A 16,641-nucleotide genomic window follows, 5' to 3' on the forward strand; every position below is an offset into this window, starting at 1 on the left:
TTATCCGGCCTACAAAATACCTATTTCTCTTTGGCTTTCGCCATCATCGCCCGAATATTGGCAATGCTGGCCTGCCCTTTTTGCATCCGCTCCTCGGCACTCACCACTTTACGCTCCTGTTCCCAGATAACGTCATCTTGTGGTAGTTCCAACAGGAAACGGCTCGGTTCCGGTCGAACCAGTTCACCGTACTGGCGGCGCTCTTTACACAGCGTGAAGATAAGTTCTTTCTGCGCACGTGTAATCCCGACGTAAGCCAGACGACGCTCTTCGTCGATGTTATCTTCATCGATGCTGCTCTGGTGCGGCAAAAATCCTTCTTCCATTCCCACCATAAATACGTACGGGAACTCCAGTCCTTTTGAAGCATGCAGCGTCATCAACTGCACCTGATCCAACTCTTCTTCGCTCTCTCCGCGCTCCATCATGTCGCGCAGGGTAAAGCGGGTAACGACCTGAGTCAGGGTCATTGGCTCTTCCAGCTCACTACCTTCCAGCATCTCCGTCATCCAGCTGAACAGCGTGTTGACGTTTTTCATACGCATTTCGGCCGCTTTCGGGCTCGGCGAGGTTTCATACAGCCAGGATTCGTAATCAATGCCGTGGATCAGATCGCGTACGGCGGCAACCGGCTCGCGCTCCGCCAGACGTTGAATGTCACCCAGCCAGTGCGTAAAGCGGGTCAGAGAATCATATCCACGCCCGGTTAGCGTCTGGCTAAGTCCCATATCAAAGCTGGCGGTAAACAGGCTTTTATTACGCGTCATCGCCCATTCCCCCAACTTTTGCAGCGTGGCCGGACCGATTTCACGCTTAGGGGTGTTTACGATGCGCAAAAATGCACTGTCATCATCCGGGTTGCTGAGCACGCGCAGATAGGCCAGCAAATCTTTAATCTCCGGACGCGAGAAGAACGACGTCCCGCCGGAAATTTTGTATGGGATGCGGTTCTGCATCAGAAACTTTTCGAACACTCGCGACTGATGATTACCGCGATACAGGATGGCGTAGTCTTTATACTGCGTCTTGTTCACAAAGTGATGGGCAATCAGTTCCCCGGTCACGCGTTCTGCTTCGTGCTCTTCATTATTCGCACTCAACACCTTCAGCTCAGCGCCGTAGCCCAGCTCAGAAAAGAGCCGTTTTTCAAAGACGTGTGGGTTGTTAGCAATAAGGATGTTCGCCGCCTTCAGGATACGCCCTGATGAGCGATAGTTTTGCTCCAGCTTCACCACCTGCAGCGCCGGAAAATCTTTGCTTAACAGTACCAGGTTCTGCGGACGTGCACCGCGCCAGGAGTAGATCGACTGATCGTCATCACCCACGACGGTAAAGCGCGCGCGTTTCCCCACCAGCAACTTCACCAACTCGTACTGGCTGGTGTTGGTATCCTGATATTCATCCACCAGCAGGTAGCGGATTCGATTTTGCCAACGCTCACGTACTTCTTCATTGCGCTGCAACAGCAGCGTGGGGAGCAGGATCAGATCGTCAAAATCGAGGACGTTACACGCCTTCATATGCGCGTCATACAAACCATAGCAGTGGGCAAAAATACGATCGCGTTCACCCTTTGCACTGGCTGCCGCCTGCGCTGGGGTCATCAGATCGTTTTTCCAGTTGGAGATCGTTGAAATCAACTGTTGAAGGATAAGTTTATCGTCTTCAATTAGCCCTTCGGTCAATTCCTTAAGCAGGGCCACCTGGTCAGTATCATCAAACAACGAGAAGTTCGACTTCATCCCTAGCGCGGCGTATTCACGCTTAATGACATCCAGTCCCAGAGTGTGGAAAGTAGAGATCATCAACCCGCGCGCTTCTTTACGACCCAACGTTTGCGCCACACGCTCTTTCATCTCGCGCGCAGCCTTATTGGTAAAGGTTACTGCCGCAATATGCCGTGCCTGATAGCCACATTCACGGATCAGATGTGCGATTTTGTTAGTGATAACACGCGTCTTACCGGAACCCGCTCCCGCCAGCACCAGGCAAGGTCCGGTGACGAATTCGACGGCTTGTTGTTGTCCGGGGTTCAAACGCATAGAGGATTGCTCAATCTGTAAACACGGGGATGTGGATTGTAGCAGAAAGTGACGCCAGGGGGATCGGTCATAGCCCATCGCCGAAGACCATGGATTACATGCTACTATTGCGCCCTGATTTATCACTCAACTCAGAGCGCAAACCATGGCAAAAACAGCATCAGCAGTGCATATCCTTGTTAAAGAAGAGAAACTGGCTCTCGATCTTCTGGAACAAATCAAAAATGGCGCCGATTTTGGTAAACTGGCGAAGAAACACTCTATCTGCCCGTCGGGCAAGCGCGGCGGCGATTTAGGCGAATTCCGTCAGGGCCAGATGGTTCCGGCGTTTGATAAAGTGGTGTTCTCCTGCCCGGTGCTGGAGCCAACCGGCCCACTGCACACTCAGTTCGGTTATCACATCATTAAAGTGCTGTACCGTAACTAATAAAAAGCCCGGTGTGTTCAACCACCGGGCTTTTTTTTGCCGAATGGCAGCCTCTTAGCCAGCTACAGCAATACGTTTCATATCAGTCATATAGCCACGCAGTTTCTGGCCCACTTTCTCGATAGCATGGCTGCGAATAGCATCGTTTACGTCGCGCAGCTGCGCGTTGTCTACCGCACCTTCGGCAATCGCTTTGCCCAGATCCCCGGTTTGCAGGGTAGTCATGAACTCTTTCAGCAGCGGTACGCACGCGTAAGAGAACAGGTAGTTACCGTATTCTGCGGTATCGGAAATGACAACGTTCATTTCGTACAGGCGCTTACGGGCGATGGTGTTCGCGATCAGCGGCAGTTCGTGCAGTGATTCGTAGTAAGCAGACTCTTCGATGATGCCGGAATCCACCATGGTTTCAAACGCCAGCTCAACGCCAGCCTTCACCATCGCGATCATCAGCACGCCTTTATCGAAGTACTCCTGCTCGCCAATTTTACCTTCAAACTGCGGCGCGGTTTCGAACGCGGTTTTGCCGGTCTCTTCACGCCAGGTCAGCAGTTTCTTATCGTCGTTGGCCCAGTCAGCCATCATGCCTGAAGAGAATTCGCCGGAGATGATGTCATCCATGTGTTTCTGGAACAGCGGCGCCATGATCTCTTTCAGCTGTTCGGACAGCGCATAAGCACGCAGTTTCGCTGGGTTAGACAGACGATCCATCATCAGGGTGATACCGCCCTGCTTCAGCGCTTCGGTGATGGTTTCCCAGCCGAACTGAATCAGTTTTTCGGCGTAAGCCGGGTCAGTACCCTCTTCCACCAGCTTGTCGAAGCACAGCAGAGAGCCAGCCTGCAGCATACCGCACAGGATTGTCTGCTCGCCCATCAGGTCAGATTTCACTTCCGCAACGAAGGACGATTCCAGCACGCCTGCACGGTGACCGCCAGTGGCCGCAGCCCATGCTTTGGCAATCGCCATGCCTTCGCCTTTCGGATCGTTTTCCGGGTGAACGGCGATCAGGGTGGGAACACCAAAACCACGTTTGTACTCTTCACGCACTTCGGTACCCGGACACTTCGGCGCAACCATCACCACAGTGATATCTTTACGGATCTGCTCGCCCACTTCGACGATGTTGAAACCGTGGGAGTAGCCCAGCGCCGCGCCGTCTTTCATCAGCGGCTGTACGGAACGTACAACGTCGGAGTGCTGTTTGTCCGGGGTCAGGTTAACCACCAGATCTGCCTGCGGGATCAGCTCTTCATAGGTACCTACTTTGAAGCCATTTTCGGTCGCTTTGCGCCAGGAAGCGCGCTTCTCAGCAATCGCTTCTTTACGCAGGGCGTAGGAGATATCCAAACCGGAGTCGCGCATGTTCAGGCCTTGGTTAAGCCCCTGAGCACCGCACCCGACGATGACCACTTTTTTACCCTGAAGGTAGCTTGCGCCATCGGCGAATTCGTCGCGCCCCATAAAGCGACATTTGCCCAGCTGCGCCAGCTGCTGGCGCAGGTTCAGTGTATTAAAGTAGTTAGCCATGGTGATACCTCGTGATGTTGTACTGTCTTATTGTTCGGTTCGCGTTTCAGCGAGAATGAACCCACATTACAACAGGAAATTTATTGCGGAAATTGATATATTCACAACATCACATTGCAATATCTGCAACGTAGAAAATCGGAGGCTCGTCCGTGGATTTACGCGATCTGAAAATGTTCCTGCATCTGGCGGAAAGCCGCCACTTTGGCCGCAGTGCGCGGGCAATGCACGTCAGCCCCTCCACACTCTCACGCCAGATCCAACGGCTGGAAGAAGATCTCGGCCAGGCGCTGTTTGTGCGCGATAACCGTACGGTCACGCTGACCGAAGCAGGCGAAGAGCTGCGAGTGTTTGCCCAGCAGACGCTGTTGCAGTATCAACAATTGCGCCACACCCTCGATCAGCAGGGACCGTCGCTGTCGGGTGAGCTGCATATCTTCTGCTCGGTTACCGCCGCCTACAGCCACCTGCCGCCAATTCTCGACCGCTTTCGCGCCGAGCACCCCTCGGTTGAAATTAAGCTCACCACCGGCGATGCCGCTGACGCAATGGACAAAGTGGTCACCGGAGAGGCCGATCTGGCAATAGCGGGTAAGCCGGAGACGCTGCCCGGCGCAGTAGCATTCTCGATGCTGGAAAATTTAACGGTAGTGTTGATCGCACCAGCATTGCCTTGCCCGGTACGGAATCAGGTTTCGGTCGATAAGCCGGACTGGTCGACGGTGCCGTTTATCATGGCCGACCAGGGGCCGGTACGCCGCCGCATCGAGCTGTGGTTCCGCCGTCACAAAATCAGCAACCCATCGATTTACGCCACCGTGGGGGGGCACGAAGCGATGGTCTCGATGGTGGCGCTGGGCTGCGGTGTGGCGCTGCTGCCGGAAGTGGTACTGGAAAACAGCCCGGAGCCGGTACGGAATCGCGTGATGATTTTAGAACGCAGCGACGAAAAAACACCGTTCGAGCTGGGCGTCTGCGCGCCGAAAAAACGGCTGCATGAGCCGCTCATAGACGCGTTCTGGAAGATTGTTCTGGAGCGTAAATCCGCCGAGTAGCGCCAGCGTCAGGCCTAAAATCAGTGGTAGATTCAGTATTGGCGCTCCTTTTCTGTATAATGTCCCGTGCCATAATAGATGTGGGGGGCTTGTTAACCATCACGTTTAGCAAGCCAGAACAGACGGTGTCATTGCGCACTTGACAGCGAAAATACAAACTTAATTAGCCATCATTATGATAATCAAACCAAAAATTCGTGGATTCATCTGTACAACGACCCATCCGACTGGCTGCAAAGTCAATGTGGAAAAACAGATCGATTATGTGAAGAAAAACGGGAAAATCGCTAACGGCCCTTCCCGCGTGCTGGTCATCGGTGCTTCCACCGGTTACGGCCTTGCTTCCAGAATTTCCGCCGCGTTTGGCAGCGGAGCCGCCACTATCGGCGTATTTTTCGAAAAACCAGGCACGGAAACCAAGCCAGGTTCCGCGGGCTGGTATAACTCTGCAGCCTTCGATGAGGCCGCAAAACGTGAAGGTCTGTATTCCAAAAGTATCAACGGCGACGCGTTCTCCGACGAGTGTCGCGACGAAGTTATCAAACTGATCAAAGAAGACCTGGGTCAGATTGACCTGGTGGTTTACTCACTGGCATCTCCGGTACGTAAAATGCCGAAAACCGGTGAAATCGTCCGTTCTGCGCTGAAGCCAATCGGTGAGGTTTATACCTCTAAAGCGATCGATACCAACAAAGATCAGATCATAACCGCCAGCATTGAGCCGGCAACCGAAGAAGAAGTTCAGAACACCGTCACCGTTATGGGCGGCGAAGACTGGGAACTGTGGATGGGCGCGCTGAGTGAAGCAGGCGTGCTGGCTGACGGCGTGAAAACCGTTGCCTACTCCTACATCGGTACTGACCTGACCTGGCCAATCTACTGGCACGGCGCGCTGGGCAAAGCAAAAGAAGATCTCGACCGCGCGGCAGGCGCGCTGCGTAATCAACTGGCTCCGCTGAACGGTTCCGCTAACGTTGCTGTACTGAAATCCGTTATCACGCAGGCCTCTTCTGCGATTCCGGTGATGCCGCTGTACATCTCCATGGTCTTCAAGCTGATGAAAGAACAGGGCATTCATGAAGGCTGCATCGAGCAGATCAACCGTCTGATGACCACCAGCCTGTACGGCGATAAAGTGGCGCTTGATGACAACCAGCGTATCCGTATGGATGACTGGGAACTGCGTGAAGACATTCAGCAGGCATGCCGCGATCTGTGGCCGCTGATCACCACCGAAAACCTGGCGCAAAAAACGGACTATGCAGGATACAAGCAGGAATTCCTGAATCTGTTCGGTTTTGGTCTCGACGAAGTGGATTACGATGCGGATGTAAACACCGAAGTCGAATTCGAAGTCATCACGCTGTAATCTGCTGATACAGTTGCAAAAAGGGTTCATGTTTTTACATGAACCCTTTTTTAATGGCTACCACTAACCCGCCAGGAAGAACCTGAACGCCGGGTTATGCGTTTCATCATGACAGTCATAACCTAGTTCGTTCAGTCGCGTTTCGAAATCAGGCTCGTGCTCACCCAACTCAAACGCCGCCAGTACGCGACCATAATCGGTTCCGTGACTACGATAGTGGAACAACGAAATATTCCAGTGCGTCCCCAGGGTATGCAGGAATTTGAGCAACGCCCCCGGAGATTCCGGGAATTCGAAGCTGTACAGCCGCTCCTGCAAGGGTTTCGACGGGCGCCCACCGACCATGTAGCGCACGTGCAGCTTCGCCATTTCGTCGTCGGACAAATCCACTACGCTGTAGCCGCCCTCATTAAGCAACTGGAGGATTTCCTTACGCTCTTCCAGCCCACGGCTCAGACGGACGCCAACAAAAATACAGGCGTCTTTCGCATCAGCAAATCGGTAGTTAAACTCGGTAACCGAGCGTCCTCCCAACAGCTGGCAAAACTTCAGGAAGCTACCCTTTTCTTCCGGAATAGTTACTGCCAGCAACGCTTCGCGCTGTTCGCCCAGCTCGCAACGTTCGGAAACGTAGCGCAGGCCATGGAAGTTAACGTTAGCGCCGGAAAGGATATGCGCCAGACGTTCGCCGCGAATATTGTGCTGGGCAATGTACTTTTTCATCCCCGCCAGCGCCAGCGCACCGGATGGTTCAGCCACCGCGCGCACATCCTCGAACAGATCTTTCATTGCCGCGCAGATAGCGTCGCTATCGACAGTGATGATGTCGTCGAGATACTCCTGGCACAAACGGAAGGTTTCGTCGCCGATACGTTTCACCGCCACGCCTTCAGCAAAGAGGCCAACACGCGGAAGATCGACCGGTTGACCGGCATCCAGCGCCGCTTTCAGGCAGGCTGAGTCTTCAGCTTCAACGGCAATCACTTTGATCTGCGGCATCAACTGCTTGATCAGCACCGCCACGCCTGCCGCTAATCCGCCACCGCCCACCGGCACGAATACACGATCAAGGTGGGCATCCTGCTGCAATAACTCCAGTGCCAGTGTGCCCTGCCCGGCAATCACCATCGGATGGTCGAACGGAGGAACCCAGGTAAAACCCTGCTGCTGCGACAGCTCAATCGCTTTGGCTTTGGCTTCATCAAAATTCGCGCCGTGTAACAGTACTTCACCACCGAAACCGCGAACGGCATCGACTTTGATATCGGCGGTAGCCGTAGGCATGACAATCAGCGCCTTCACGCCTAATCGCGCAGAAGAGAAAGCTACACCCTGAGCATGATTACCCGCCGATGCGGTGATTACGCCATGCGCTTTTTGCTCTTCGGTCAGACCGGCCATCATGGCATAGGCACCGCGCAGCTTGAAGCTGTGAACGGGTTGACGGTCTTCGCGCTTCACCAGGATCACGTTGTCGAGGCGCGAAGAGAGTTTTTCCATTTTTTGTAGCGGTGTGACCTGCGCCGCTTCGTATACCGGCGCACGCAGCACTGCTCTGAGGTACTCGGCGCCTTCTGGAGCGCCGGACAGGGGTTGAGAATCCGCCATGGTCATTATCCCCCTAGTTTCGACTTATCGCGCACCGCACCTTTGTCGGCGCTGGTTGCCAGGCTGGCGTAAGCGCGCAGCGCAAAGGAGACCTGACGCTGACGATCTTTTGGCGTCCAGGCTTTGTCACCACGAGCTTCTTGCGCTTCACGGCGCGCAGCGATTTCCGCATCGCTCAGTTGCAGTTGAATGCCACGATTCGGGATATCGATAGCAATCATGTCGCCATCTTCGATAATTGCGATATTACCGCCGCTGGCCGCTTCAGGAGAAACGTGACCAATGGAAAGCCCCGAAGTACCGCCAGAGAAACGACCGTCGGTAATCAGCGCGCAGGCCTTACCGAGACCCATAGATTTCAGGAAGGTGGTTGGGTAGAGCATTTCCTGCATGCCTGGCCCGCCCTTCGGCCCTTCGTAGCGAATCACCACCACGTCGCCGGCAACCACTTTACCGCCGAGGATAGCTTCAACCGCATCGTCCTGGCTTTCATACACTTTTGCCGGGCCGGTGAATTTCAGGATGCTGTCATCCACACCAGCAGTTTTTACGATACAGCCGTTTTCCGCGAAGTTACCGTACAGGACTGCCAGGCCGCCGTCTTTGCTGTAAGCATGTTCCAACGAGCGAATGCAACCTTCTGCGCGGTCATCATCCAGGGTGTCCCAACGACAATCCTGCGAGAACGCCTGGGTGGTACGGATGCCAGCCGGACCTGCGCGGAACATTTTTTTCACCGCGTCGTCTTTGGTCAGCATGACGTCATAACTATCGAGCGTTTGCGGCAGAGTCAGTCCCAGCACGTTTTTCACGTTGCGGTTCAGTAGACCGGCGCGATCCAGCTCGCCTAAAATACCCAGTACGCCGCCCGCGCGGTGCACGTCTTCCATATGGTATTTCTGCGTACTCGGCGCAACTTTACACAGTTGCGGGACTTTGCGGGATAACTTATCAATATCACTCATGGTGAAGTCGATTTCCGCTTCCTGCGCGGCCGCCAGCAGGTGCAGAACGGTGTTGGTGGAACCGCCCATCGCAATATCCAGCGTCATGGCGTTCTCAAACGCCGCCTTGCTGGCAATGTTGCGCGGCAGGGCTGAAGCGTCATCCTGCTCGTAGTAGCGTTTGGTCAGCTCAACGATGCGTTTACCTGCGTTGAGGAACAGCTCTTTACGGTCGGCGTGAGTCGCCAACAGCGAACCGTTACCCGGCTGCGACAGACCCAGCGCTTCGGTCAGGCAGTTCATCGAGTTGGCGGTGAACATCCCGGAGCACGAGCCGCAGGTCGGACAGGCCGAACGTTCAACCTGCTCGCTCTGCGAGTCTGAGACTTTCGGGTCTGCGCCCTGAATCATCGCATCAACCAGATCAAGCTTGATGATTTGGTCAGAGAGCTTGGTTTTCCCGGCTTCCATTGGGCCGCCGGAAACAAAGATCACCGGAATGTTTAGCCGCAGAGAGGCCATTAACATCCCGGGGGTGATTTTATCGCAGTTAGAGATGCAGACCATCGCATCGGCGCAGTGGGCGTTAACCATATATTCCACTGAATCGGCGATCAGCTCACGCGACGGCAGTGAATAAAGCATGCCGCCATGACCCATGGCGATACCATCATCCACGGCGATGGTGTTGAACTCTTTCGCCACGCCGCCTGAGGCTTCGATTTGTTCGGCAACCAGCTTACCGAGATCGCGCAGGTGGACGTGGCCCGGCACAAACTGGGTAAAGGAGTTCACCACAGCGATAATCGGTTTACCGAAGTCATCATCGGTCATCCCGGTGGCGCGCCACAGTGCGCGGGCACCCGCCATATTGCGGCCGTGGGTGGTGGTAGCAGAACGATACTTAGGCATGCTTGATTAACTCCCGTCTGTCTTTCCCCTGCATATTTCACGCCGCAGCTGAGGGCTGCCTCGCTCCCCCCAGTCACCTACTAAAGTAAGCTCCTGGGGCTCGCTGCGTTGCCGTGTTCCTGCAACGTGAACTATTTTGGGGAAATATTAATTTTGTTATTGGTTTACTGAATCCAACCAGCCGTATTTATCTTCCGTTTCACCGGTGAAGAGGCCAAAGAAAGCCTGCTGGATGCGTTTGGTGACCGGACCGCAGCGGCCTTCGCCCACCTGAATACCATCGACGCTGCGTACTGGGGTGATTTCGGCCGCGGTACCGGACATGAACACTTCGTCGGCCAGGTACAGCGATTCACGAGACAGCACCTGCTCACGCACTTCGATATCGAGATCTTTCGCCAACTTAATGATCGCGTCACGGGTGATACCCGGCAGCGCGGAAGAGGTAAACGGCGGGGTAAACAGAATGCCGTCTTTTACTTCAAACAGGTTTTCGCCCGCGCCTTCGGAGATGTAGCCATTCACATCCAGCGCAATGCCTTCCTGGTAGCCATGACGACGCGCTTCACTACCCACCAGCAGCGAAGACAGATAGTTACCACCTGCTTTAGCAGCGGTAGGAATCGTGTTCGGCGCAACGCGGTTCCAGGAAGAAACCATCGCGTCGATCCCCTGCTCCAGCGCTTCAGCACCGAGGTAAGCCCCCCATGGGAACGCGGCGATTATCACATCAGTGGTGTATCCCGCAGGCGGGTTAACGCCCATCCCTACGTCGCCAACAAACACCAGCGGACGGATATAGGCGCTGGTCAGGTTGTTTTTACGAATCACCTCACGGCAAGCTTCCATCAGCTCATCAACGCTCTGAGAAACGGGAAAACGATAGATCTTGGCTGAATCACGCAGACGCTGCATATGTTCGCGATGACGGAACACTACCGGCCCTTTGTGAGAATCGTAGCAACGGATCCCTTCAAATACAGAAGTACCGTAGTGCAGCGCGTGGGACATCACGTGGACCTTCGCGTCTTCCCAACGAATCATCTCGCCATTAGACCAAATGTAATCAGCTTTTTTCGTCGTCATTTTTCTTCCTTTTGCGCTCAGGCGCGGATTTGTTGTGATGTGGTTGTGCTCTGGCAGATAGCAACATGTGCAACATCTACCAGTTTACTTAACTGACTAAACAGTAAGTCGACCGACCGGGGGCTGGCAACGGTCAATTCGATATTTATATTCTGCGCATCGCTGGCGGCTTCCATATTCATGGAGCACACCTGAAAACCACGATGACGTACCACGCGTAAAACACGTTCTAACGTTTCCGGATTGAAACGAGCCTCAACGGCGACCTGATGTTGCATCATGATAATTTCTCCAGCATTTCTGAGTTACTGGCGCCAGGTGGCACCAGAGGCCAGACATTCTCAAGTTCGTCGATTGAGACATGAAGCAAGTATGGCCCCTCGCTGTTCAGCATGGTGTCGAGTGCCGCTTCAACCTGGTCTTTACGGGTGATGTGTTGACCAGGAATGCCGAAGGCTCTGGCCAACATGAGGAAATCGGGGTTATCGGTAAGGGTGGTTTCGCTATAACGTTCCTGGAAAAACAGCTGCTGCCATTGTCGCACCATGCCTAACCGCTGGTTGTCGAGTAAAACTATCTTCAGCGGCAACTGCTTGCGTTTTACGGTGCCCAATTCCTGTACATTCATCATGAAGGAACCGTCACCGGAGATACAGATTACCGTATCATTCGGACGAGCAACCTGCGCGCCAACCGCTGCTGGCAGGCCAAAGCCCATCGTCCCCAGACCGCTCGACGTGATGAAGTTTTCAGGGCGAGTGTAGGTCATATGCTGTGCCGACCACATCTGATGCTGGCCCACATCCGTTGTCACTACGCTATCCGCAGGTTTGCGATCGGATAACTGCTTTAACAACAGTGGCGCATAGATAGCTTCCCCCGGATGGTCGTAGCGCCAGGTATGTTCTGCGCGCAGTTCAGCGCTGTGCTGACGCCATTCGTCAATCTTCATCAATTGCTGTAATGCTGGCAGAAGAGAATTTAAATCCCCCTGCAGCGCCACGTGTGCCTGGCGCAGTTTGTTCATTTCCGCTGGGTCGATATCCATGTGGATTACGCTGGCGTTCGGTGCGAAGGTATTCAGCTTGCCAGTCACCCGGTCATCAAAACGTGCGCCAACCGCAATCAGTAAATCGCACTCTTGCACCGCGAAATTCGCGGCTTTAGTACCGTGCATTCCCAACATGCCCAAATAGTACGGGTAGTCAGCATCTACTGCGCCCAGACCTTTCAGCGTGCAGGCGACCGGCATTTGGGTTACCGCGATAAATTCACGCAGGGCCGGGACCGCCTGCGCCATACCTACGCCACCACCTACGTACAGGATGGGTTTTTGTGCCTGCGCCAGCATATTACGTGCCTGCTCAACGTCAGCGTGCGGAAACGTCTCTACGTTTTCGACGGTCGTAAAATATGGCTCCAGCGAACCGCTGGCTAATTGGATGTCTTTCGGGATATCAACCAGAACCGGACCCGGACGACCGGAATTCGCCACGGCGAAAGCCTCAGCCATGATACGCGGCAGTTCTTCGAGTGACTGTACCAGGAAGCTGTGTTTGGTGCAGGACAGAGACATCCCCAGCACGTCCACTTCCTGGAACGCATCCGTTCCGATGAAAGGTGATGCCACCTGACCGGTGATCGCCACCACTGGAACAGAATCTAACAGCGCATCGGCAAGGCCCGTGATCAGGTTGGTTGCGCCAGGGCCGGAGGTAGCGATACAAACGCCGGTTTTACCGGTCGCACGGGCATAGCCAATCGCCGCCATTGCCGCACCCTGCTCGTGTCGGCACAACAGGTGCTCTACGCCGCCGTCATACAACGCATCGTAAACCGGCATAATTGCGCCACCAGGATAACCAAAGACGGTTTGAACCCCTTGTGCACGCAACGCATGTACCACCCACTGTGCCCCATTCATAGTTACATCCCCGCCGTAAATCTAGAGAAACAGAATTTTATGCTACCGTTCACTTTCTGCTCCTCGTGTATGTTTTTAAGGTCAAAAAAAACCCCCGGACCTTTCGGTGCGGGGGTCTTAGTTCGTTAAGGCTTGTTTTCTAAGCCTTTCCTCGTCCAAGTGCAGCCCCGCACGGTGGGATAATAATCACCACCACGCTAATCACGACCAGGCTAATCACTCGTAGAAGGGCTGTCATTTTTGTATTTTCTTGCATCTTGTTCGAAGGAATACCTAAAGAGTTACCATAGAATTTGCAAATGACACAAGATATTTTTTTATTCGTTTTTCTGACGTCGTTAACGGTTTAGATAAATACCGTTGTTTTTTATACAAAAAAATCAAAAATGAAAATATTTCACGCTTCAGGCGATCCTCGGTAACCCGATCCCCAATACAAACACCATTCAAAAGCATTTGCGGGCGTCATTCCAGGCTTAATGCAAGCAGTTATACGTTGCGCAAAAATACGGGAATCAGCATCTAAAAACCGCAATTATATGAAATCTTGCCGCGATGTATTGCGACATAATACTTTTATCAGGAGGAATTATGTCACTATCGATTGTTCACACACGCGCCGCGCTAGGCGTGAATGCGCCAGCCATTACCATCGAGGTACATATCAGCAACGGCCTGCCTGGTTTAACCATGGTGGGGCTGCCCGAAACGACGGTGAAAGAGGCTCGCGATCGGGTACGCAGTGCGATTATTAATAGCGGTTATGAATTCCCGGCAAAGAAGATAACTATAAACCTCGCTCCGGCCGATCTCCCGAAAGAAGGGGGGCGATATGATTTACCTATCGCTGTTGCGCTTCTGGCCGCTTCTGAGCAGCTTACACCCCACAATCTCGACACCTACGAGCTGGTAGGTGAATTAGCGCTTACAGGCGCGCTACGCGGCGTTCCCGGCGCGATATCAAGCGCAACCGAGGCCATTCGTGCAGGCAGGCGAATTATTGTCGCAAAAGAGAATGCCGCTGAAGTTGGACTGATACACGGCGAAGGGTGCCTGATCGCCGATCACCTGCAGACCGTATGCGCATTTCTCGAAGGTAAGCATGATTTAGACAGGCCATCATCCGCAGATTTTACGCCTAACGCATTAGCTGATGATCTGAGCGATGTTATCGGCCAGGAACAGGGTAAACGCGGGCTGGAGCTTACCGCAGCAGGCGGCCACAATCTCTTGCTCATCGGCCCGCCGGGTACGGGAAAGACTATGCTAGCCAGTCGACTCAGAGGGCTGCTCCCTCCACTTAGCAACGATGAAGCGCTGGAAAGTGCCGCGATACTCAGTCTGATCCATTCCGACACGATACAAAAACAGTGGAAGCAGCGCCCTTTTCGCTCGCCACATCACAGTGCTTCATTAACCGCCATGGTCGGTGGAGGCTCTATTCCTGCGCCAGGAGAGATCTCTTTGGCGCACAACGGCATACTGTTTCTGGATGAACTACCCGAGTTTGAGCGGCGCACGCTGGATGCACTGCGCGAACCCATCGAGTCCGGGCAGATCCATCTATCCCGCACCAGAGCAAAAATAACCTATCCCGCACGCTTTCAACTCATAGCTGCGATGAATCCAAGCCCGACGGGCCATTATCAGGGGAACCATAACCGCTGTACCCCAGAACAGACGCTGCGCTACCTAAATCGATTGTCAGGTCCATTTCTTGACCGCTTCGACCTCTCCCTCGAAATTCCCTTACCGCCGCCCGGTATACTCAGCCAGAGCGCGATGAAAGGGGAAAATAGCGCAACGGTGAAGCAACGTGTTATGGCAGCGCGAGAGCGTCAGTATCAGCGGCAAAATAAGTTAAACGCACATCTGGACAGTCAGGATATCCATAAATACTGCCTACTGCGTAGCGACGATGCACAGTGGCTTGAAGAAACGCTCGCGCATCTCGGATTGTCTATCCGCGCCTGGCTACGCCTGATTAAGGTCGCTCGAACGATTGCGGATATCGAACAATGTGATCACATCTCTCGCCAGCATTTACAGGAGGCCGTTGGGTACCGAGCGATAGACAGGTTACTCATTCATCTGCAGAAACTACTGACATAAAAAAAGGGCTTTCGCCCTTTTTTTATTAATCATCAGATTCGGTGTAGTCTTCTGCGCCTTCCACCTGAGGTTTCCCACCCGATAAGGTGTGGAAGCGTTTTGGACGCTTAATACGCGTCATATATTTAGACCACACACGTTCAGCTTCGGTAACCGGCTCACGTTCACCACGGCATACCGCAACAAACATTTTTTCTTCTTCAGTTACCGGCTCACGCTTGCCCAGATCCAGCTCGTTGAAAGCATAACCGTGACGCTCAAGCAGTTGTGCTTCTTTAATGGTGAAATCACCATGACGGGAGAATCCGCGGGGATAATATTTATTATCGAAATATCGATTAGTCGTCGTAAAGCTTTCCGCCATCCTGCACGCTCCTAATTCTTTGGCCGAGCTATTTATGGCGCGGAGTATTAGTTACGCTTGACAGAGCGTCAAACAAAAGATTTAAATCATAACGACAAATAATTTTATGGAGCGAGTTGTGGATACGGAATTGTTAAAAACTTTCCTGGAAGTTAGCCGGACACGCCACTTTGGCAGGGCTGCTGAAGCACTCTACCTGACCCAATCAGCGGTTAGTTTCCGGATCAGACAACTGGAAAATCAATTGGGTGTAAACCTGTTCACCCGACACAGAAACAATATCCGTTTAACCGCTGCAGGTGAAAAATTATTGCCTTACGCCGAAACGTTGATGAATACGTGGCAGGCAGCACGTAAGGAAGTCGCGAATACCTCGCGGCATAACGAGTTTTCTATCGGTGCCAGCGCATCTCTCTGGGAGTGCATGCTTAATGACTGGTTGAAGCGTTTGTATCAATCTCAGGAGCCACAATCCAGCCTGCAGTTTGAAGCGAGGATCGCTCAACGCCAATCGTTAGTAAAACAGCTTCATGAACGACAGCTTGATCTACTGATTACTACCGAAACACCCAAAATGGACGAATTTAGCAGCCAACTGTTGGGATATTTCACGCTGGCGCTCTATTGCAGCTCTCCGTCGCAAACCAAAGATGAGCTGAATTATTTACGCCTGGAATGGGGACCCGATTTTCAACAACACGAAGCGGGACTAATAGCGGGAGATGAAGTGCCGGTACTCACCACCAGTTCGGCAGAATTGGCCAGGCAGCAACTTTCAGTGATTAAGGGCTTTAGCTGGCTTCCCGTCAACTGGGCCAAAACCAAAAGCGATCTCCATACGGTTACCGACAGTACAACGCTTTCACGTCCTTTATATGCAGTTTGGCTGCAAAACAGCGATAAAAATGGACTAATTTGCGATCTGCTAAGAACGAATATTCTGGAAAATTAAAGAAAATATAGGCAAGGATGCCGGGAGTAAAACAGCAGGAAGGCACGATTCAAATTGCAGGTAAAAAAAAATCCTTAGCAAAAATGCTAAGGATTATTTCTGGCAGGGGCGGAGAGACTCGAACTCGCGACACCCGGTTTTGGAGACCGGTGCTCTACCAACTGAGCTACGCCCCTAAATTTTCTTATCATTAAGCCTGCTTGGTAGCAGGCTTAATTTTCTAATAAGTGGCGGAACGGACGGGACTCGAACCCGCGACCCCCTGCGTGACAGGCAGGTATTCTAACCAACTGAACTACCGCTCCACCGAATTTCT

14 protein-coding genes and 2 tRNA genes are annotated in these 16,641 nt (G+C 53.2%); 5 read left to right on the plus strand and 11 right to left on the minus strand.

The genetic code is table 11. From position 1 onward, the window contains the following. Positions 1 to 20 precede the first annotated feature (20 nt). Entirely contained in the window at positions 21 to 2,042 is a 2,022-nt protein-coding gene (rep, locus tag ABIE10_RS22835; RefSeq protein ID WP_049282712.1) for a DNA helicase Rep, read from the minus strand. Between the two features lie 145 nt (positions 2,043 to 2,187). Between rep and ppiC the strand changes: the two genes are divergently transcribed. Continuing rightward, complete coding sequence (gene ppiC, locus ABIE10_RS22840; protein ID WP_016155104.1) at positions 2,188 to 2,469, plus strand: peptidylprolyl isomerase PpiC; 282 nt, start codon at positions 2,188 to 2,190, stop codon at positions 2,467 to 2,469. A 54-nt stretch (positions 2,470 to 2,523) separates the two neighbouring features. On the opposite strand, the gene ilvC is transcribed toward ppiC, so the two are convergent. Further along, the gene (gene ilvC, locus ABIE10_RS22845; protein ID WP_003844614.1) at positions 2,524 to 3,999 is read right to left on the minus strand and encodes a ketol-acid reductoisomerase; all 1,476 of its coding nucleotides are present in this window, start codon (positions 3,997 to 3,999) and stop codon (positions 2,524 to 2,526) included. 152 nt (positions 4,000 to 4,151) lie between these two features. On the opposite strand from ilvC, the gene ilvY reads away from it, so the two are divergent. Both ilvY and fabV read left to right on the plus strand, forming a co-directional pair. Beyond that, the gene (gene ilvY, locus ABIE10_RS22850; RefSeq protein WP_016155102.1) at positions 4,152 to 5,054 is read left to right on the plus strand and encodes an HTH-type transcriptional activator IlvY; all 903 of its coding nucleotides are present in this window, start codon (positions 4,152 to 4,154) and stop codon (positions 5,052 to 5,054) included. A 175-nt stretch (positions 5,055 to 5,229) separates the two neighbouring features. Next, positions 5,230 to 6,423, plus strand: coding sequence for an enoyl-ACP reductase FabV (gene fabV / locus ABIE10_RS22855; protein WP_016155101.1), 1,194 nt, complete (start codon positions 5,230 to 5,232; stop codon positions 6,421 to 6,423). Positions 6,424 to 6,486: 63 nt separating this feature from the next. Here the strand turns inward: fabV and ilvA are convergent, their stop codons facing one another. From ilvA to ilvL, 6 genes are all read right to left on the minus strand, one after another. Further along, a complete protein-coding gene (ilvA, locus tag ABIE10_RS22860; protein ID WP_016157833.1) occupies positions 6,487 to 8,031 on the minus strand; it encodes a threonine ammonia-lyase, biosynthetic in 1,545 nt (514 codons plus the stop codon). A gap of 5 nt (positions 8,032 to 8,036) precedes the next feature. Next, positions 8,037 to 9,887 (minus strand): dihydroxy-acid dehydratase, encoded by a 1,851-nt coding sequence (gene ilvD, locus ABIE10_RS22865; protein WP_049043201.1) that lies wholly within the window; start codon positions 9,885 to 9,887, stop codon positions 8,037 to 8,039. A 156-nt stretch (positions 9,888 to 10,043) separates the two neighbouring features. Beyond that, complete coding sequence (locus ABIE10_RS22870) at positions 10,044 to 10,973, minus strand: branched-chain amino acid transaminase (protein ID WP_003829030.1); 930 nt, start codon at positions 10,971 to 10,973, stop codon at positions 10,044 to 10,046. A 17-nt stretch (positions 10,974 to 10,990) separates the two neighbouring features. Next, on the minus strand, positions 10,991 to 11,254 hold the full coding sequence (ilvM, locus tag ABIE10_RS22875; RefSeq protein ID WP_003018017.1) for an acetolactate synthase 2 small subunit: 264 nt from the start codon (positions 11,252 to 11,254) through the stop codon (positions 10,991 to 10,993). Then, the gene (gene ilvG, locus ABIE10_RS22880) at positions 11,251 to 12,897 is read right to left on the minus strand and encodes an acetolactate synthase 2 catalytic subunit (protein WP_235117462.1); all 1,647 of its coding nucleotides are present in this window, start codon (positions 12,895 to 12,897) and stop codon (positions 11,251 to 11,253) included. The genes ilvM and ilvG overlap by 4 nt, the downstream gene beginning before the upstream one ends. Positions 12,898 to 13,036: 139 nt before the next feature. Next, positions 13,037 to 13,135: an ilv operon leader peptide gene (gene ilvL, locus ABIE10_RS22885; RefSeq protein WP_001311244.1), complete on the minus strand. Its 99-nt coding sequence runs from the start codon at positions 13,133 to 13,135 to the stop codon at positions 13,037 to 13,039. 353 nt (positions 13,136 to 13,488) lie between these two features. On the opposite strand from ilvL, the gene ABIE10_RS22890 reads away from it, so the two are divergent. Continuing rightward, a complete protein-coding gene (locus tag ABIE10_RS22890; protein ID WP_046274875.1) occupies positions 13,489 to 15,009 on the plus strand; it encodes a YifB family Mg chelatase-like AAA ATPase in 1,521 nt (506 codons plus the stop codon). A 25-nt stretch (positions 15,010 to 15,034) separates the two neighbouring features. Here the strand turns inward: ABIE10_RS22890 and maoP are convergent, their stop codons facing one another. Next, entirely contained in the window at positions 15,035 to 15,373 is a 339-nt protein-coding gene (gene maoP / locus ABIE10_RS22895) for a macrodomain Ori organization protein MaoP (RefSeq protein WP_151223087.1), read from the minus strand. A 106-nt stretch (positions 15,374 to 15,479) separates the two neighbouring features. Here maoP and hdfR point away from each other — a divergent pair, with 106 nt between their 5' ends. Next, positions 15,480 to 16,325, plus strand: coding sequence for an HTH-type transcriptional regulator HdfR (hdfR, locus tag ABIE10_RS22900; RefSeq protein WP_094761725.1), 846 nt, complete (start codon positions 15,480 to 15,482; stop codon positions 16,323 to 16,325). A gap of 100 nt (positions 16,326 to 16,425) precedes the next feature. Here the strand turns inward: hdfR and ABIE10_RS22905 are convergent. Then, positions 16,426 to 16,501 (minus strand) — tRNA-Trp (locus ABIE10_RS22905). Positions 16,502 to 16,553: 52 nt separating this feature from the next. Next, positions 16,554 to 16,630, minus strand: a tRNA-Asp gene (locus ABIE10_RS22910). Positions 16,631 to 16,641 lie beyond the last annotated feature (11 nt).

Source organism: Citrobacter sp. 506 (genome assembly GCF_050434985.1).
In the GTDB taxonomy this organism is placed as follows: Bacteria; Pseudomonadota; Gammaproteobacteria; order Enterobacterales; family Enterobacteriaceae; genus Citrobacter; species Citrobacter braakii.

Coding starts and splice junctions, on each gene's coding strand:
- rep (WP_049282712.1), bottom strand. CDS start 2,042: ATGCGTTTGAACCCCGGACAACAACAAGCCGTCGAATTCGTCACCGGA.
- ppiC (WP_016155104.1), top strand. CDS start 2,188: ATGGCAAAAACAGCATCAGCAGTGCATATCCTTGTTAAAGAAGAGAAA.
- ilvC (WP_003844614.1), bottom strand. CDS start 3,999: ATGGCTAACTACTTTAATACACTGAACCTGCGCCAGCAGCTGGCGCAG.
- fabV (WP_016155101.1), top strand. CDS start 5,230: ATGATAATCAAACCAAAAATTCGTGGATTCATCTGTACAACGACCCAT.
- ilvA (WP_016157833.1), bottom strand. CDS start 8,031: ATGGCGGATTCTCAACCCCTGTCCGGCGCTCCAGAAGGCGCCGAGTAC.
- ilvD (WP_049043201.1), bottom strand. CDS start 9,887: ATGCCTAAGTATCGTTCTGCTACCACCACCCACGGCCGCAATATGGCG.
- ABIE10_RS22870 (WP_003829030.1), bottom strand. CDS start 10,973: ATGACGACGAAAAAAGCTGATTACATTTGGTCTAATGGCGAGATGATT.
- ilvM (WP_003018017.1), bottom strand. CDS start 11,254: ATGATGCAACATCAGGTCGCCGTTGAGGCTCGTTTCAATCCGGAAACG.
- ilvG (WP_235117462.1), bottom strand. CDS start 12,897: ATGAATGGGGCACAGTGGGTGGTACATGCGTTGCGTGCACAAGGGGTT.
- ilvL (WP_001311244.1), bottom strand. CDS start 13,135: ATGACAGCCCTTCTACGAGTGATTAGCCTGGTCGTGATTAGCGTGGTG.
- ABIE10_RS22890 (WP_046274875.1), top strand. CDS start 13,489: ATGTCACTATCGATTGTTCACACACGCGCCGCGCTAGGCGTGAATGCG.
- maoP (WP_151223087.1), bottom strand. CDS start 15,373: ATGGCGGAAAGCTTTACGACGACTAATCGATATTTCGATAATAAATAT.
- hdfR (WP_094761725.1), top strand. CDS start 15,480: ATGGAGCGAGTTGTGGATACGGAATTGTTAAAAACTTTCCTGGAAGTT.